Raw genomic sequence first — 15,723 nt, 5'->3', positions numbered from 1 at the left:
TTTGCACCCCTGCAAGGGTGCAAAAGGCGCACGAGGGCGGAGCCCTACACCGTGCGGGTGAGGCGGTCGGCGAGGAGCTTGGAGAACTTCGCCGGATCCTTCAGGTCGGTTCCCTCGGCCAACAGCGCCGTTGCGTAGAGCAATTCGGCGGTTTCGGCGAGGTGGGGATCATCGCTGCGATCCTCGCGGGCCTTCTTCAGTCCCGTCACCAGGTCGTGGGTGGGGTTGAGTTCGAGGATCCGCTTCGAGGTCGGCACGAACTGACCCGACGCCTTGTACATCTTCTCGAGCTGCGGGGAGAAGCTGAACTCGTCGCCGACGACGCAGGCCGGTGACGTCGTCAGGCGCGTCGACAGCCGGACCTCCTTGACGTCCTCACCGAGGGTCTCGGTGAGCCAGGTGAGCAGTTCGGCGAAGTCCTTGTCCTGCTCCTCGCGCTTGGCCTCGGACTCCTTCTTCTCCTCCTCGGTGTCGAGATCGACTTCGCCCTTGGCGATGGACTGGAACGACTTTCCGTCGAAGTCGGTGACGTTGCCGACCCACACCTCGTCGACCGAATCGGTCAGTAGCAGTACTTCGAGACCACGAGCCTTGAAGGCCTCCATGTGCGGCGAGCTCTCGATCTGCTGACGGGATTCGCCCGTCATGTAGTAGATCTGCTGCTGGCCGTCCTTCATCCGGTCGACGTACTCGGCGAGGGTGGTCACACCCTCCTCGGAGTTGGTCGAGGCGAACGACGCAATGCCCAAGAGGGTTTCGCGGTTGTCGGAGTCGGAGATCAGGCCTTCCTTGAGGACCGTGCCGAACTGCGACCACAACGTCGTGTACTTCTCGGGCTGCTCGCTCTGCAGTTCCCTGACCGTGGAGAGCACCTTCTTGGTGAGGCGTCGCCGGATCGCGCGGATCTGCCGATCCTGCTGCAGGATTTCGCGAGAGACGTTGAGCGAGAGGTCTGCTGCGTCCACGACGCCCTTGACGAAACGCAGGTACTCGGGCAGCAGTTCCTGCGAGTCGTCCATGATGAACACGCGCTTGACGTACAGGTGCACGCCCGCCTTGCTCTCTCGCATGAACAGGTCGAACGGTGCCTGCGAGGGAATGAACAGCAGCGCTTGGTATTCGAACGTTCCCTCGGCCTTGAACGGGATGACCTCGAGCGGCTCGTCCCAGGCGTGGCTGACGTGCTTGTAGAACTCCTTGTACTCCTCCTCGGACACCTCGTCCTTGGAGCGGGTCCACAGTGCCTTCTGGGAGTTGATCGTTTCCGTCTCGATCGTGACGGTGTCCTCGCCGCCCTCCTCTTCGCTCTTGACGCGCTTCTCGACGTCGGTGCGAATGGGCCAGGCGATGAAGTCGGAGTACTTCTTGACCAGTTCCTTGATCTTGCGCTCGGACGCGTAATCGTGAAGGTGGTCTTCCTCGTCGGCGGGCTTGAGTGCCAACGTCACCGAGGAGCCCTGCGGGGCGTCGTCGACGTCGGTGATCTCGTAGGTGCCCTCGCCGGTGGACTCCCACTTGGTGGCGGTGCTCTCTCCGGCCTTGCGGGTGAGCAGCGTGACCTTCTCTGCGACCATGAACGTGGAGTAGAAGCCGATGCCGAACTGGCCGATCAGTTCCTCGGAGGCGGCTGCGTCCTTGGCTTCCTTGAGCTTCTTGCGAACCTCGGCGGTGCCGGACTTGGCCAGCGTGCCGATCAGGTCGATGACCTCCTCGCGCGACATACCGATGCCGTTGTCGCGGATGGTGAGGGTGCGGGCCGCGGCGTCGATGTCGATCTCGATGTGCAGATCCGAGACGTCGACGTCCAGGTCCTTGTTGCGGTACGACTCCAGGCGCAGCTTGTCCAGCGCGTCCGAGGAATTCGAGATCAGTTCACGGAGAAAGCTGTCCTTGTTGGAGTAGATGGAGTGCACCATCAGATCCAGGAGCTGACGCGTCTCCGCCTGGAATTCGAGCTGTTCGGTACTCAATGTCTCCCCTTCTAGCAGCAAAACCGACGCGGATATTCTACGGCAAGGCTACGGGTGAGCTGCGAAGACGTCGGCGCCGCCTACTCTGGTGGCCGTGACGAAGACGAAGTTGGTAATAGGTGCCACCGCTGCGCTGAGCGGTGCCTGGTTGGCGCGTGCGCTGTGGGGTCTGCCCTCGGCGATCGGTGCCCGACGCGCACAGATCACCCCGTATGCGGCCGGTTCTCCTCGGTACCGCGACCGCCGGTTCCACAACTCCGATCCCAGTTCCGCCTTCGTGCCCGGTCGGGGCAACAGGGGGCAGAAGAACATCGTCGTCTCGCTCTTGACCGATGGACGCAAAGGCCGGCCGCAGCATCCGATTCCGCTGGCACCGCCGATCGCGCCGGTGGATGCAGGCGAGCTGGCGGTCACCTGGTACGGGCATTCGAGTGTGCTCGTCGAGGTCGACGGCTATCGCGTGCTCGCCGATCCCGTGTGGAGCAATCGCGTCTCGCCCTCCTCGGTGGTCGGCCCGGCGCGCCTGCATCCGACGCCGGTCGAGCTGACCGATCTGCCGCAGGTCGACGCCATTGTCATCTCGCACGACCATTACGACCACCTCGACAAGGCGACGGTGCAGAAGCTGGCGAGCACGCAGTCGGCCTCGTTCGTGGTGCCGCTGGGGATCGGCGCGCACCTGCGCAAATGGCGGGTACCGAGCGAGCGCATCATCGAACTCGACTGGGACGAGCAAACAGATATCGACGGCCTCACCATCACCTGCACCGAGGCTCGGCACTTCTCCGGGCGCGGTCTGACCCGCGACTCGACGCAGTGGGCGTCCTGGGCGTTCGCCGGCCCGAACCGACGCGTCTTCTTCGGCGGCGATACCGGCTACACACCGAAGTTCGCCGAGATCGGCGGCAACTACGGACCGTTCGACATGACGCTGCTCCCCGTCGGTGCCTACGACGTCCGGTGGCCGGACATCCACATGAACCCCGAGGAAGCGGTCACCGCGCACGTCGATCTCACGGCGTCGGGCATTTTCGTTCCGATCCATTGGGCCACGTTCAACCTGGCTTTTCACCCGTGGTCCGAGCCGATAGTGCGGCTGCACGCCGCCGCTCAGGACGTCGGCGTCCAGGTGGCCGTGCCGATGCCGGGGCAGCGCATAGACGGCACACGAACCCTGCACGACGATCGTTGGTGGGCTCGGCTGGGCTGACCGAAGCGGGTTTAAGCTGCACGCATGTCAATCGACGCCGATGCGCAGCGTGATCACGGGCTGACCGAGGCGGACGTCGCCAGGCTCACGGCCGAGGGAAAATCCAACGACGTTCCGGCGCGAGCGAGTCGGTCGGTTCGCGACATCGTCCGAGGCAACGTGTTCACGCGCATCAACGCAATCCTCGGTGTGCTGTTGATCATCGTGCTCTCGACGGGCTCGGTGATCGACGGGATGTTCGGGCTGTTGATCGTCGCGAACAGCGGCATCGGAATAATTCAGGAAATTCGGGCCAAGCGCACGCTGGATCGACTGGCCATCGTCGGCCAGAACACCCCGCAGGTGCGACGCGACGGCGTCGCCAAGCAGGTTGCTCCGCACGAGGTGGTGCTCGGCGACATCGTCGAACTCGGTCCGGGTGACCAGATCGTCGTCGACGGTGAGGTGATCGAGACCGAGAGCCTCGAGATCGACGAGTCGCTGCTCACCGGTGAGGCCGACGCGGTGCACAAAACAGAAGCAGCGCAGATACTTTCGGGCAGCTTCGTCGTCGCCGGAAGCGGGGCGTACCGCGCGACGAAGGTGGGCCGAGACGCCTACGCGGCCAAGCTCGCGGAAGAGGCCAGCAAGTTCACCCTGGTCAAGTCCGAGCTGCGCAGCGGCATCGACAAGATACTGAAATTCATCACGTACCTGATGATCCCGGCCGGTGCACTCATCATCTACAACCAATTGTTCTCCAGCGGACAGGCGTTGCGACCGGCCCTCAACGGCATGGTTGCGGCACTGGTGCCGATGGTCCCCGAGGGCCTGGTGCTGATGACCTCCATCGCGTTCGCGGTGGGCGTGATCAGGCTCGGTCAACGGCAATGCCTGGTGCAGGAGCTGCCCGCGATCGAGGGCCTCGCGCGCGTCGACGTGGTGTGCGCCGACAAGACCGGAACCCTCACCGAGAACGGGATGCGGCTGCACGAGTTGGCGTTGATCGACAACGCCGATTCCGATTCCGTCACAGCCGCTCTCGCGTCTCTGGCGTACGACGATCCGCGGCCCAACGCCAGCGTGCAGGCCGTCGCCGAGGCCTATCCCGCCGCGCCGGGGTGGGCACAGAGCGCCGTGGCCCCGTTCTCGTCGGCCAAGAAGTGGAGCGGACTGTCCTACGGCGAGCGCGGCAACTGGTTGCTCGGCGCCCCGGACGTTCTGCTCGACCCGGGCTCCGAAACAGCTCGCCGGGCTGAATCCATCGGTTCGAAGGGCCTTCGGGTCCTGCTGCTCGCCAGCAGCGACATCCCCGTCGACGACGTGGCGGCACCCGGTGTCGTCACTCCACGGGCACTGGTGATTCTCGAGCAGAAGGTGCGCGAGGACGCGCGAGAGACGCTGGAGTACTTCGCGAGTCAGCAGGTCGAGGTGAAGGTCATCTCCGGTGACAACGCCGTCTCGGTCGGCGCGGTCGCCGGGTCGCTCGGCCTGCCCGGCGGCGACGCCCCGGTCGATGCACGAGACCTGCCCGAGGACTCCGAGGAGCTGGCCGACGCTGTTGCGAACTCCAGCACGTTCGGCCGTGTTCGTCCGGATCAGAAGCGAGCGATGGTGGGCGCGTTGCAATCTCGCGGTCACACGGTCGCGATGACGGGCGACGGTGTCAACGATGTGCTGGCTCTCAAGGACGCCGATATCGGTGTCTCGATGGGCTCGGGAAGTGCGGCAACACGAGCCGTCGCGCAGATCGTGTTGTTGGACAACAAGTTCGCGACGCTACCCTACGTCGTGGGGGAGGGGCGACGCGTCATCGGCAACATCGAGCGCGTCTCCAATCTGTTCCTCACCAAGACCGTGTATTCGGTGCTACTGGCGTTCCTCATCGGGCTCTCCGGCGTGTTGTCGCAGATCTTTCACTTCGAGCCGATTCCGTACCCGTTCCTGCCCCGGCACGTGACGATCGCAGCGTGGTTCACCATCGGCATCCCGGCGTTCGTGCTCTCGCTCGCGCCCAACAACGAGCGAGCCCGCAGCGGATTCGTCTCGCGGGTGATGCGGCTGGCCGTCCCGTCCGGAGCGATCGTCGGATCGTGCACGTTCGTGTCCTATCTGCTGGTGTACGCCGGGCCGAACGCCACCGAGACTCAGGTGACACAGGCCAGCACGACCGCGTTGATCACCCTGATCATGATCGCGCTGTGGGTGTTGGCCGTCGTCGCGCGGCCCTACACCTGGTGGAAGGTACTGCTGCTGGCCGGATCGGTGGGCGGCTACCTGCTGCTGTTCGCAATTCCGTTCTGCCGCACCTTCTTCAAGCTCGATCCATCGAATGTCGGTGCCACCACCAGTGCGTTGGTCATCGGCGCGATCGGTATCGCGCTCGTCGAAGTCGCCAACCGGATCGGAACAGCGCTGCGCAGTCGGCAGAGCGAACCGTAAGCTGTCAGGTGTTCCGAACGACCCGAGGAAAGAGGAGTGAGTCATGGGCTTCGCAGACAACTTGAAGGGCATCGTCGACAAGGGCAAGGACCTTGCGGCCGAGAACTCCGACAAGATCGACGACGTCGTGGACAAGGCGGGGGACTTCATCGACCACAAGACGGACGGTAAGTACGCCGACAAGGTGGACAAGGTTCAGGAAGCAGCCAAGAAGGCAATTCCGGACAAGTAGGATCAACCGGTCGTCCGACACGATTTCCAGTGCCGTCGGTCGCGCCGTAGGGTGCGGCTGACGGCACAATTGTCGGTGTGGACGGACCGATTCTTCTTCTCGTAGTCATCTTCGCGATCGCGGTCGCCGGATTCGCCAAGCGTCTGGACCTGCAGGTCCCGCTCGTTCTGGTCACCGTCGGATCCATCGCGTCGTTCGTTCCCGGGGTTCCACATGTCAGCCTCTCGCCCCAGCTGATCCTCGGCGTGGTCCTTCCGCCGCTGCTGTACTCCGCCGCGCTGGATTTCTCGTTCGTCACCTTTCGGCGGAATCTCGGCCAGATTCTCCGGCTCGGACTGGTCATGGTGATCGTGACGACGTTCGTCGTCGGCTGGTTCGCGAATCTGCTGATCCCGGAATTGACGCTCGGCGCGGCCCTGGTTCTCGGCGCTGTCGTGGCCCCTCCCGACGCGGTGTCCGCGATCTCTGTCGGCCGCAAGCTCGGCTTACCAGCGAGGATGATGGCCATTCTCACCGGCGAGAGCCTGGTGAACGACGCGGCGGCGCTGACCCTGTTCACCCTGGCTGTGGCGTCGGTGACGGGCAGTCGGATCGAATTGGGTTCGCCGGTGTTGTTCTTCGCCTACGAGATCGTCGGAGGCGTTCTGGTCGGGTTGGCCCTGTCTCGGATCGTGCGCTTCGTCCGCAGTCGCATCACCGATTCTGCGCTCGAAACCCTCCTCGGTCTGGTGTTGCCGTTCACCGCATATCTGGCGGCGGAGGAGATCCACGCATCCGGCGTCCTCGCTGTGGTCACTGCAGGCTTCGTTCTGGGCCGCGTCACCGCGGATGTCTCGGTGTCCACCCGGGTCCAGGAGCGGCAGGTGTGGCCGACACTGGATCTTCTGCTCGAAGCATTCGTGTTCGCCTACATGGGTTTACAGCTGAAATTCGTCGTCCAGGAAGTGCATCGTGAGGGGTTGCCGGTTCACCATGTCTTCGCGTATGCGGTGCTGGTACTCCTGGTGGTCATGGCTGTCCGCCCGGCCTGGATATTCGCCAACGCCGGACGGAACAAGTTGTTTCACAGGCTGTTTCGGCGCAAGGAGCGCTCTGAGCCCGGGCTGACGTGGCAGCAGAACCTGGTGCTCTCCTGGGCAGGTATGCGCGGGGTGGTGACGCTCGCCGCGGCGGCCGGTGTGCCGTTGACGACGGTGGTGGGTGACGATTTTCCTGGCCGGGCGGTGATTCAGGCGGTGGCGTTCGTCGTCGCCGTCGGTACCCTGCTGCTGCAAGGTCTGACGCTTCCACTGCTCATTCGTCGCCTCGACGTCGCCGATCCACTCGAGCAGCAGCGCAACGACAATCAGCGTCTGCTCTCGCAGGCCATCGCCCGCACGGCAGCCGAGCACTACCTCGAGCGAGCGGCGACGGAGGGAATTGCCGGTGCGGACCGGGAGCGGGTCGCCGAAGTGATCGAGCGGGTGCGCCGGTCGGTGCGCGCTCGACTCGATGCCGACGAGACCGAGGACCGGGAGAAGCGAATTGCCGCGGCGGGAGCGTTGTTCGATTCCTTGCGCCACAACGTCCTGGTCGCGCAGCGGGCTGCGCTCATTGCCGCTCGTGACTCCGGGGAGTTGGACGACGAATCGTTGCGGGCAGTGTTGAATGGCTTGGACGTGGAAGAAATTGCGGCGGAGGCCCGCATCGAACGGCGAACGATATAGACGGCGAACGATACAGACGGCGAACGATATAGACGATTAAGAATGTAGGAGCGCAGAGACTGTGAGGTCGACCGGACTGGTGGCCGCCGCGGCACTGGTGCTCGCCCTTGCCGCGTGCAGCGCGCCCGTCGCAGCTCCCGCCCCGACTACCTCGGCGACGCCACCGGCTCCCGAGGGCTCCGAACGCGGCGAGATCGTCTCGTCGATGTTGCTCGGTCAGGTCGACATCGGTGTCGCGTACCTCGGCGGTACGGCCACGAACATCGTGTATCGCACCACCGATGGGCTGACCGGTGGCTCGGCTGTCACCTCGGGAACGGTGTTCGTGCCCAAGGGATCTGCGCCCCCGGGCGGATGGCCGATCGTCTCGGTCGGGCACGGCACCACCGGTGTCACCGACGAATGCGCGCCCTCGCTCTACCCGAACCTGTTGGGCAGCATCGGATTGGTGACGCCGTTCCTCGAGCGCGGCACGGTGGTGGTGGTGACGGATTACCAGGGTCTCGGGACGCCGGGCGATCCGGCCTACCTCGATCGGGATGCGGCGGCCTACGACGTCATCGATGCGGTTCGGGCGGCCCGCAATGTGGTTCCCGATGTCGGCACCAGGTGGGGCGCTGTGGGTACCTCCCAAGGCGGACAGGCAGTCTGGGCGGCCGCTGAGCGAAGCGCAGAGTACGGCGACGGCCTGCAATTGGTGGGTGCCGCAGCGCTCTCGCCCACAGCCGATCTGACTCGATTCTTCGCGCCCGAAACCGAACAGACCTTGGCGCGTCAGCTGCTGGTGCCGTTTCTCTTCGAGGGTCTGCACGCCGCCGATTCGAGCGCCGAACGCTCGGACTACATCCGCGGCACGTTCGCCGACAACGAGGACGCACTGACGGCGTGCAGTGATCTGCTCGGCTTCTCCAAGGCCGACGCGGGAGCGCTCATCGATCCGGCCGATGCTCTCCCGGCCACTGAGCAGGCACGGAATCGGATGACGGACTGGCTCGAGTCGGTGGCGCTGCCGACCTCACGTACCGACGTACCGGTGCTGGTGCTGGTCGGGGAGCGCGACGATCTGGTCGATCCCCAGTGGACGCGCGATGCAGTCGCGACAGCATGTGGCCTGGGCCAGGACGTCGAGTTCGTGTCCGAACCGCAGCAGGGTCACGCCGAGCTGGCCGCCAACGGCACCGCAGTCGACTGGCTCGTCGAACGCTTCCTGAACATGCCGACGTCGAACACGTGCGGCGGGCTGTGACCGGGGCACTGGCCTGGCTGGCGGTGATCGTGGCGGTGATCGTCACGGTGATCGCCGTCATCAGCCTGCGCGGCCGACGGGATCTGACCACACCGGCCGAGCGGGCCGTCCACTCCACCCTGCACACCGCCTCGCTGGCGGCCAAGCCGCTGCGCGACGGTCTCGACGCGCGTTCGGCCGCCGCTGCTGCGCCGCATCTACGGGTACTGACCGGAGCCGACGCGTTGGGCATCGGCGATCCCGACGGTTCCCTGCTGGCGTGGGACGGTCCGTGGGACGAACTGACACCGGCCTTCGTCGAGGCGGCCAAGCGGGCCGTCGGCGGGCAGCGACGCGTCCTGGTGCGCCTGCCACTCGGTTCGATTCACCCGGTCAAGGCGCTGGTGGTACAGCCGATGGTGGTGGACGATTCGCCGGTGGTCGGGGTGTTGGGTGCGGCCCTGGTCGCAGACCCGGGACCGGGCATGCTCGGTGCCATCGCCGAGGTCGCGCGCTACGCGTGTGGGCAGATCGAATTGGCCGAGCTCGATGCCTCCAGAGCTCGGCTCGATCGCGCCGAGGTGCGGGCGCTGCGGGCCCAGATCAGTCCGCACTTCATCTACAACGCACTCGGCACCATCGCGTCGTTCGTCCGAACCGATCCCGATCAGGCGCGCGAGCTGGTGCTCGAGTTCGCCGACTTCACCCGATACTCGTTTCGCAACGCAGGCGAATTCACGGTGCTCGCGGACGAACTTCGCAACATCGATCGGTACCTGACACTCGAGCGGGCCCGTTTCGGCGATTCTCTGCAGGTCACCCTGCAGGTGGCGCCGGAGGTACTGGGGGTCGCACTGCCGTTCCTCGCGTTGCAGCCGCTCGTCGAGAACGCCGTCCGGCACGGCCTGTCCGGCAAGGCAGACGGTGGCCGGGTCACGATCATCGCAGCCGACGAGGGCACCGACGCCGTCATCAGCATCGAGGACGACGGGGTGGGGATGGATCCGGAGGTACTGCGTTCGGGCAGTCTGCACACCGAGGACGCGGCCCACGTCGGATTGGCGAACGTGGACGATCGGCTGCGGGCGGCCTTCGGAAACGACTACGGTCTCGTGGTGGACACCGCACCCGGCGCAGGCACCAAGGTGAGCATGCGTGTGCCCAAATTCAGGCCGGGTGTGCGGGCATGACGCAGTCTGCCAAGCCCGCATCCGGACGTGGATTGGTGGTGCTCGCTGTCGACGACGAGCGCCCTGCCCTGGACGAGCTGGCCTTCTTGTTACGCAGGCAGGAGACCGTCGCCGAGGTCTATACCGCGCCCGACGCAACCACCGCGCTGCGGCAGATCCAGCAGACGGCCGCACCCGGTCAACCGGTGGTCGACGCGGTGTTCCTCGACATCAACATGCCCGGCCTGGACGGCTTGGAACTGGCCGGCATCCTGTCGGCGTTCGCGCGGCCACCGTCCGTCGTGTTCGTCACCGCGCACGACGATCGGGCACTCGCTGCATTCGATCTCGGTGCCGTCGACTATCTGCTCAAACCACTGCGCGAGGATCGGCTGACCGAGGCCGTTCGCCGCGTCCTGCTCGCTCGCCGTCGACCCGCCGAGTCCGGGGACAGCTCCGCCGACGAGGTCATTCCCGTCGAACTGGGCGGAACCACCACATTGGTGCACCGGTCGTCGGTCGCGTGGGTGGAGGCGGACGGTGACTACGCCAGACTGCACACTGCCACCGGTTCTCATCTGGTGCGCATACCGATCTCGGCTCTCGAAACTCGCTGGGCCGAAGCAGGATTCCTGCGGGTGCACCGCTCCTACCTGGTGTCACTACGGCTGGTGACGGGGATCCGCAGCGTCGGTTCGGGTCTGGTGGTCTGCCTGCGAGGCAGCGGAGATCTCGCCGCCTGCGAATTGCCGGTGAGCAGACGGCATGCCAGGGAGCTCAAGGACAAACTCGTCCGCGGGCCACTGCAGTCGTGGTCGTCGCGATGATCAGGGCTGTGCAGTGACCAGGGCTGCGCTATGAGTCAACCGCAGCGGCAGCGGGTGGTGCTGTCGCAACGTCGCGGTGCCCGGATGGTGCGCACCCGCATCGAAGTGCAGGAGCAAACCGAGGTCGGTGACGCCCTGGTCCGCAGTCTGGTGCGCGCGCAACTGCTGTTGTCGGTGCGCCTGGCGATGATGACGTTGTCGATCCTGTTCGCGATTCCGCTGTTGGGCATGCTGGTCGAGCGTGTCACCGATGTGGCGCTGTTCGGAATCGGGTTGCCGTGGTTGGTGTTGGGCGTGGCGATCTATCCGTTGCTGTTCGGGGTCGGGTGGGCCTACGTGCGCCGGTCCGAGCGCAACGAAGCCGAGTTCGTCGGGCTGGTCGAGGACTAGGTATCGGGTGAACGGTTCCATTCCCATAGCGACGGTGATCGCGCTGCTCGCGGCAGCCGCGGCCACCGTGGGTATCGGCATCTACGGAGTTCGGTTGGCCCGCACCACCTCGGACTTTCTCGTCGCCTCGCGGAGCGTCGGTCCGCGCTGGAACGCTGCAGCCATCAGCGGTGAATACCTTTCGGCTGCATCATTTCTCGGTGTCGCCGGGCTCATCGCCAAGTACGGTGCCGATGCACTGTGGTATCCGGTCGGTTTCACCGCCGGCTACCTGGGGCTGTTGCTGTTCGTTGCTGCCCCACTACGGAGGAGCGGCGCGTACACGGTCCCGGATTTCGTCGAATTCCGGCTCGGTGCACCCTGGTTGCGGACCCTGGCGATGCTCGTGGTCGTGGTCATCTGTGCGCTGTACCTGGTGCCCCAATTCCAGGGTGCGGGCCTGACGTTGAACATTCTGTTGGGGGTGCCGGGATGGGTGGGGGCACTGGCCGTAGGGCTGATCGTCATCGCGAACGTCGTCGGCGGCGGGATGCGCTCGATCACCTTCGTGCAGGCGTTCCAGTACTGGCTCAAGCTCACCGCGATCGCCATCCCCGCGCTGGTCCTGGCCGTGCACTTCTATGCCGACGACCGCAGCATCGGCAGCCCGGCTCCACCGACCGTCACCGAACAGACCGTCGTCGACATCACCACCGATGTTCTCGTGCAGGTGGATTCCCCGATCGTCGTGTCCGTGGCGGGCACCCTCGACGACGAGAGCGTCGACGGACGGGTTCGGCTGGACGCCGGCCAACACCTGCTGGGCTCGGGGACCGCGCTCACGCTCGACGCCGGATCACCCGTGCCCGTCGTCGCGGGAGCGCCGACAACCGATCGGGCCTGGGCGACGCCCGGCGGGGGACTGGGCGGCGCACATCCGCTGTACCAGGTGTATTCGCTGATCCTGGCCACGTTTCTCGGGACGCTGGGGCTGCCCCACGTGTTGGTGCGCTTCTACACCAACCCGGACGGGCGAACCGCACGACTGACCTCGCTGACCGTCCTCGCTCTGCTGGGACTGTTCTACCTGTTCCCCACGGTGCTCGGCGTCTTCGCCCGGCTGTACGTACCGCAACTACTGATCACCGGGGCCTCGGACGCGGCGGTACTGCTGCTGCCCGGCTCCGTACTGTCCGGGATCCCCGGTCAATTGCTCGCCGCGTTGGTCGCCGCCGGTGCCATCGCCGCCTTCCTGTCCACCTCGTCCGGTCTGCTGGTGAGCATCGCCGGTGTGCTCAGCACCGACGTCCTGGCGGGCCGGATCCGAGACTTCCGCATCGCCGCGATACTCGCCGGCGCGGTGCCGCTCGCACTGTCGATCGGCGTTGTCTCACTGGACCTCTCGCGCACCGTCGGACTCGTCTTCGCGGTCGCGGCATCCACCCTGTGTCCTTTGCTCGTACTGGGCATCTGGTGGCGCGGCCTCACCGCAGCGGGCGCAGCGACCGGACTGCTGCTCGGCGGCGGAATCTCACTCGCGGCCGCGTCGATCTCCGTCGTCACCCCTATCTCAGACGGCATCCTCGGTGGTTGGGCAGAAGCGATACTCGGCTACCCGGCCGCCGTCAGTGTCCCCGTCGCCTTCGTCTCGATGATCGCGGTCAGCCTCGCCACCCGAAAAACCGTGCCGTCGGACATCTCCCGCATCTTCGCAAGACTGCACCTGCCCGAAGGCCTCGAGATGGGCAACGACCGAGAGCGCGAACTCTGAGACACGCGGGTCACTACGCAGGCTCCACAACTGTCGACCTCGGTCATTCCGCAGGCTCCACTGCTGTCGACCTCGGTCATTCCGCAGGCTCCACTCCTGCCACCCCGGTCATTCCGCAGGCTCCACTCCTGCCGCCCCCCGCTCAGCGGCCATTCTCGACCGCTCGTCGCACACACCCGCAGCCCATCGTGTGATCGACGCAAGCTCCACATTTTGTGACCTGACTCTCACTACTGTTCCGAGTCAGCTACAGCTCACATCTACTTCAGGAGTCCAAGGTGACCGCTTCGGAAACCAATTCGCCACCGGACGCGCAAGCGTTCGTCGACATGCAAGCCAGTCCCGAGTTCCAGGAACTGCGGCATCGCCTGCGTAGCTTCGTGTTCCCGATGGCCGGATTCTTCCTGGTCTGGTACTTGCTCTATGTGTTGCTCAGTACGTACGCCGTCGACTTCATGTCCACTCGCGTATGGGGCAACATCAACGTGGGGCTGCTCCTCGGGCTCGGACAGTTCGTCACCACGTTCGCCATCACCGGGATCTACGTCCGGTTCGCCAATCGTGAACTCGATCCTCGCGCCGCAGCCCTGCGCGCCGAGATGGAAACATCCCAGGAGGCGAAGCGACGATGAGCTCCACTCCAGTCAACCTTGCGCAAGAAGCAAGCACCACCGTCGGCGAACCCATCGTCAACATGTCGATCTTCGTCGCCTTCGTCGCCATCACGATGTTCGTGGTCATCCGTGCCTCGAAGAAGAACGCGACGGCATCTGAGTTCTTCACCGCCGGAGGCGGATTCACCGGCCCGCAGAACGGCGTCGCCATCGCAGGCGACTACCTTTCCGCAGCGAGCTTCCTCGGTATCTCCGGCGCCATCGCCGTCTACGGTTACGACGGTTTCCTGTACTCCATCGGCTTCCTCGTCGCCTGGCTCGTCGCACTTCTCCTGGTCGCCGAATTGCTCAGGAACACCGGCAAATTCACCATGGCCGACGTACTGAGCTTCCGGCTCAAGCAAGGCCCGGTCCGCACCGCGGCTGCGCTGTCCACGCTGACGGTCTCGCTGTTCTACCTCCTCGCTCAGATGGCGGGTGCCGGCGGACTCGTCGCGCTGTTGCTCGACATCACCGATCGCACCGGTCAGTCCATCGTCATCGCCGTGGTCGGCGTGCTGATGATCATCTACGTGTTGGTCGGCGGCATGAAGGGCACCACCTGGGTCCAGATCATCAAGGCCGTCCTGCTCATCACCGGTGCCGCGATCATGACCGTGCTGGTGCTGGCCAAGTTCGGCCTCAACTTCTCCGAGCTTCTCGGTAGCGCGCAGGAGATGGTCTCCGGCTCCGCCAGCGAGGCGGTTGCGGCGCGCGACATCATCGACCCCGGCGCACGGTACGGCGGCAGTGGACTGTCCAAGCTCAACTTCCTCTCGCTCGGTATCGCTCTGGTCCTCGGAACTGCAGGCCTGCCGCACGTGCTGATGCGCTTCTACACGGTGCCCACCGCCAAGGAAGCTCGCCGCAGCGTCGTGTGGGCCATCGCCCTCATCGGTGCCTTCTACCTGTTCACCCTGGTGCTCGGCTACGGCGCAGCCGCCATCGTCGGACCGGACCGCATCCTCGCCTCTGCAGGCGGAGAGAACTCGGCAGCGCCGCTGCTCGCCTTCGAGCTCGGTGGCGTCATCCTGCTCGGGGTGATCTCGGCGGTGGCTTTCGCGACCATCCTCGCCGTGGTCGCCGGTCTGACGATCACGGCCTCGGCCTCGTTCGCCCACGACATCTACGGCAGCGTCATCAAGAAGGGCAATTTCGACGACGCCAAGCAGGTCCAGGTCTCGAGGATCACCGCTGTGGTCATCGGCGTCCTCGCCATCGGCCTCGGTATCCTCGCCAACGGTCAGAACATCGCGTTCCTGGTGGCACTGGCGTTCGCGGTCGCCGCTGCGGCCAACCTGCCGACCATCCTGTACTCGCTGTTCTGGCGTCGTTTCACCACCACCGGTGCTCTGTTCAGCATGTACGGCGGCCTGATCTCGACGATCGTGTTGATCATCTTCTCGCCGGCCGTGTCCGGATCCCCGACGGCGATGATCCCCGGCTCGGACTTTGCATGGTTCCCGCTGTCCAACCCCGGCATCGTCTCGATCCCGCTGGCGTTCGTTCTCGGCATCGTCGGAACGCTGATCTCGAAGGACACCGAGAACACCGACAAGCAGGCCGAAATGGAGGTTCGCTCCCTCACCGGCATCGGTGCAGAAAAGGCGAGCTCTCACTGATCTGTCGCAGCACTACCCGAACTGCCCGTGTGAGCAAGGCCTCACACGGGCAGTTTCGGTTCAGCGGTTACCATCCCTGCTGTGGCCAAGCTGAAGGTTTCCCTCGACGTCCCACTGACCCCCGAGCAGACGTGGGCGCACGCCTCCGATCTGTCCGGATACGAGAAGTGGCTCTCCATCCACGAAGCGTGGCGCGGTGAGCTGCCCGAGCAGCTGGCCGTCGGCACCACCCTGGACTCGATCGCCAGCGTGAAGGGCATGCGCAACCGGGTGTCGTGGAAGATCGAGTCGTACGATCCGCCCAAGAAACTCGAGCTCAAGGGCAACGGCAAGGGTGGGGTCAAGATCGGCCTGAACCTGACGGTGAAGTCCAAGGGCGACGGCTCCGAGATCACCATCGACGTCAATCTCGGCGGTGCTCCGCTGTTCGGTCCGATCGGATCCGGTGTCGCGCGTGCCCTCAAGGGTGACATCGAGAACTCGCTGAAGACATTCGTGAAGATTTACGCCTGAAGTAGTATCTGGCGCACCGAACGGCGGGGTGGAGA

At 65.1% G+C, this 15,723-nt stretch carries 13 protein-coding genes; 12 read left to right on the top strand and 1 reads right to left on the bottom strand.

Features of this window, described 5'->3' with window-relative positions; genetic code table 11:
• Positions 1–44: 44 nt before the first annotated feature.
• Positions 45–1,970, bottom strand: a complete 1,926-nt coding sequence (htpG, locus tag RHODMAR_RS22400) for a molecular chaperone HtpG (RefSeq protein WP_008719205.1) — start codon at positions 1,968–1,970, stop codon at positions 45–47.
• 94 nt (positions 1,971–2,064) lie between these two features.
• Between htpG and RHODMAR_RS22395 the strand changes: the two genes are divergently transcribed.
• The 12 genes from RHODMAR_RS22395 to RHODMAR_RS22340 all read left to right on the top strand — a co-directional run bounded on the left by RHODMAR_RS22395 (position 2,065) and on the right by RHODMAR_RS22340 (position 15,688).
• Positions 2,065–3,180: an MBL fold metallo-hydrolase gene (locus tag RHODMAR_RS22395; protein ID WP_042940117.1), complete on the top strand. Its 1,116-nt coding sequence runs from the start codon at positions 2,065–2,067 to the stop codon at positions 3,178–3,180.
• Positions 3,181–3,204: 24 nt separating this feature from the next.
• Complete coding sequence (locus RHODMAR_RS22390; RefSeq protein ID WP_008719201.1) at positions 3,205–5,601, top strand: HAD-IC family P-type ATPase; 2,397 nt, start codon at positions 3,205–3,207, stop codon at positions 5,599–5,601.
• Between the two features lie 43 nt (positions 5,602–5,644).
• The gene (locus RHODMAR_RS22385; protein ID WP_008719199.1) at positions 5,645–5,833 is read left to right on the top strand and encodes an antitoxin; all 189 of its coding nucleotides are present in this window, start codon (positions 5,645–5,647) and stop codon (positions 5,831–5,833) included.
• A gap of 77 nt (positions 5,834–5,910) precedes the next feature.
• A complete protein-coding gene (locus RHODMAR_RS22380; RefSeq protein ID WP_008719197.1) occupies positions 5,911–7,539 on the top strand; it encodes a Na+/H+ antiporter in 1,629 nt (542 codons plus the stop codon).
• A gap of 61 nt (positions 7,540–7,600) precedes the next feature.
• Entirely contained in the window at positions 7,601–8,785 is a 1,185-nt protein-coding gene (locus RHODMAR_RS22375) for a lipase family protein (protein ID WP_008719195.1), read from the top strand.
• Positions 8,782–9,954 carry a sensor histidine kinase gene (locus tag RHODMAR_RS22370; RefSeq protein ID WP_008719193.1) on the top strand — a complete coding sequence of 391 codons (1,173 nt, stop codon included), beginning with the start codon at positions 8,782–8,784 and terminating at the stop codon, positions 9,952–9,954. The genes RHODMAR_RS22375 and RHODMAR_RS22370 overlap by 4 nt, the downstream gene beginning before the upstream one ends.
• Complete coding sequence (locus RHODMAR_RS22365; protein ID WP_008719191.1) at positions 9,951–10,760, top strand: LytR/AlgR family response regulator transcription factor; 810 nt, start codon at positions 9,951–9,953, stop codon at positions 10,758–10,760. Before RHODMAR_RS22370 ends, RHODMAR_RS22365 begins: the two co-directional genes overlap by 4 nt.
• 30 nt (positions 10,761–10,790) lie before the next feature.
• On the top strand, positions 10,791–11,150 hold the full coding sequence (locus tag RHODMAR_RS28760) for a hypothetical protein (RefSeq protein WP_008719188.1): 360 nt from the start codon (positions 10,791–10,793) through the stop codon (positions 11,148–11,150).
• A gap of 7 nt (positions 11,151–11,157) precedes the next feature.
• A complete protein-coding gene (locus tag RHODMAR_RS22355; RefSeq protein WP_008719187.1) occupies positions 11,158–12,900 on the top strand; it encodes a sodium/solute symporter in 1,743 nt (580 codons plus the stop codon).
• 329 nt (positions 12,901–13,229) lie between these two features.
• The gene (locus RHODMAR_RS22350) at positions 13,230–13,532 is read left to right on the top strand and encodes a DUF485 domain-containing protein (RefSeq protein WP_042940116.1); all 303 of its coding nucleotides are present in this window, start codon (positions 13,230–13,232) and stop codon (positions 13,530–13,532) included.
• On the top strand, positions 13,529–15,175 hold the full coding sequence (locus RHODMAR_RS22345) for a solute symporter family protein (protein WP_008719183.1): 1,647 nt from the start codon (positions 13,529–13,531) through the stop codon (positions 15,173–15,175). Before RHODMAR_RS22350 ends, RHODMAR_RS22345 begins: the two co-directional genes overlap by 4 nt.
• A gap of 81 nt (positions 15,176–15,256) precedes the next feature.
• Positions 15,257–15,688 (top strand): type II toxin-antitoxin system Rv0910 family toxin, encoded by a 432-nt coding sequence (locus RHODMAR_RS22340; RefSeq protein WP_008719182.1) that lies wholly within the window; start codon positions 15,257–15,259, stop codon positions 15,686–15,688.
• The last annotated feature ends 35 nt before the right edge of the window (positions 15,689–15,723 follow it).

The sequence above is a fragment of the Rhodococcus sp. AW25M09 genome (assembly GCF_000333955.1).
GTDB lineage: Bacteria > Actinomycetota > Actinomycetes > Mycobacteriales > Mycobacteriaceae > Rhodococcoides.
The sequence above is the reverse complement of the archived record's forward strand: the minus strand, read 5'-3'. Positions and strand labels throughout refer to the sequence as shown.

Excerpts from the sequence above, each read along its gene's own strand:
- RHODMAR_RS22390 (WP_008719201.1), top strand. The coding sequence starts at position 3,205 with ATGTCAATCGACGCCGATGCGCAGCGTGATCACGGGCTGACCGAGGCG.
- RHODMAR_RS22385 (WP_008719199.1), top strand. The coding sequence starts at position 5,645 with ATGGGCTTCGCAGACAACTTGAAGGGCATCGTCGACAAGGGCAAGGAC.
- RHODMAR_RS22365 (WP_008719191.1), top strand. The coding sequence starts at position 9,951 with ATGACGCAGTCTGCCAAGCCCGCATCCGGACGTGGATTGGTGGTGCTC.
- RHODMAR_RS28760 (WP_008719188.1), top strand. The coding sequence starts at position 10,791 with ATGAGTCAACCGCAGCGGCAGCGGGTGGTGCTGTCGCAACGTCGCGGT.
- RHODMAR_RS22350 (WP_042940116.1), top strand. The coding sequence starts at position 13,230 with ATGCAAGCCAGTCCCGAGTTCCAGGAACTGCGGCATCGCCTGCGTAGC.
- RHODMAR_RS22345 (WP_008719183.1), top strand. The coding sequence starts at position 13,529 with ATGAGCTCCACTCCAGTCAACCTTGCGCAAGAAGCAAGCACCACCGTC.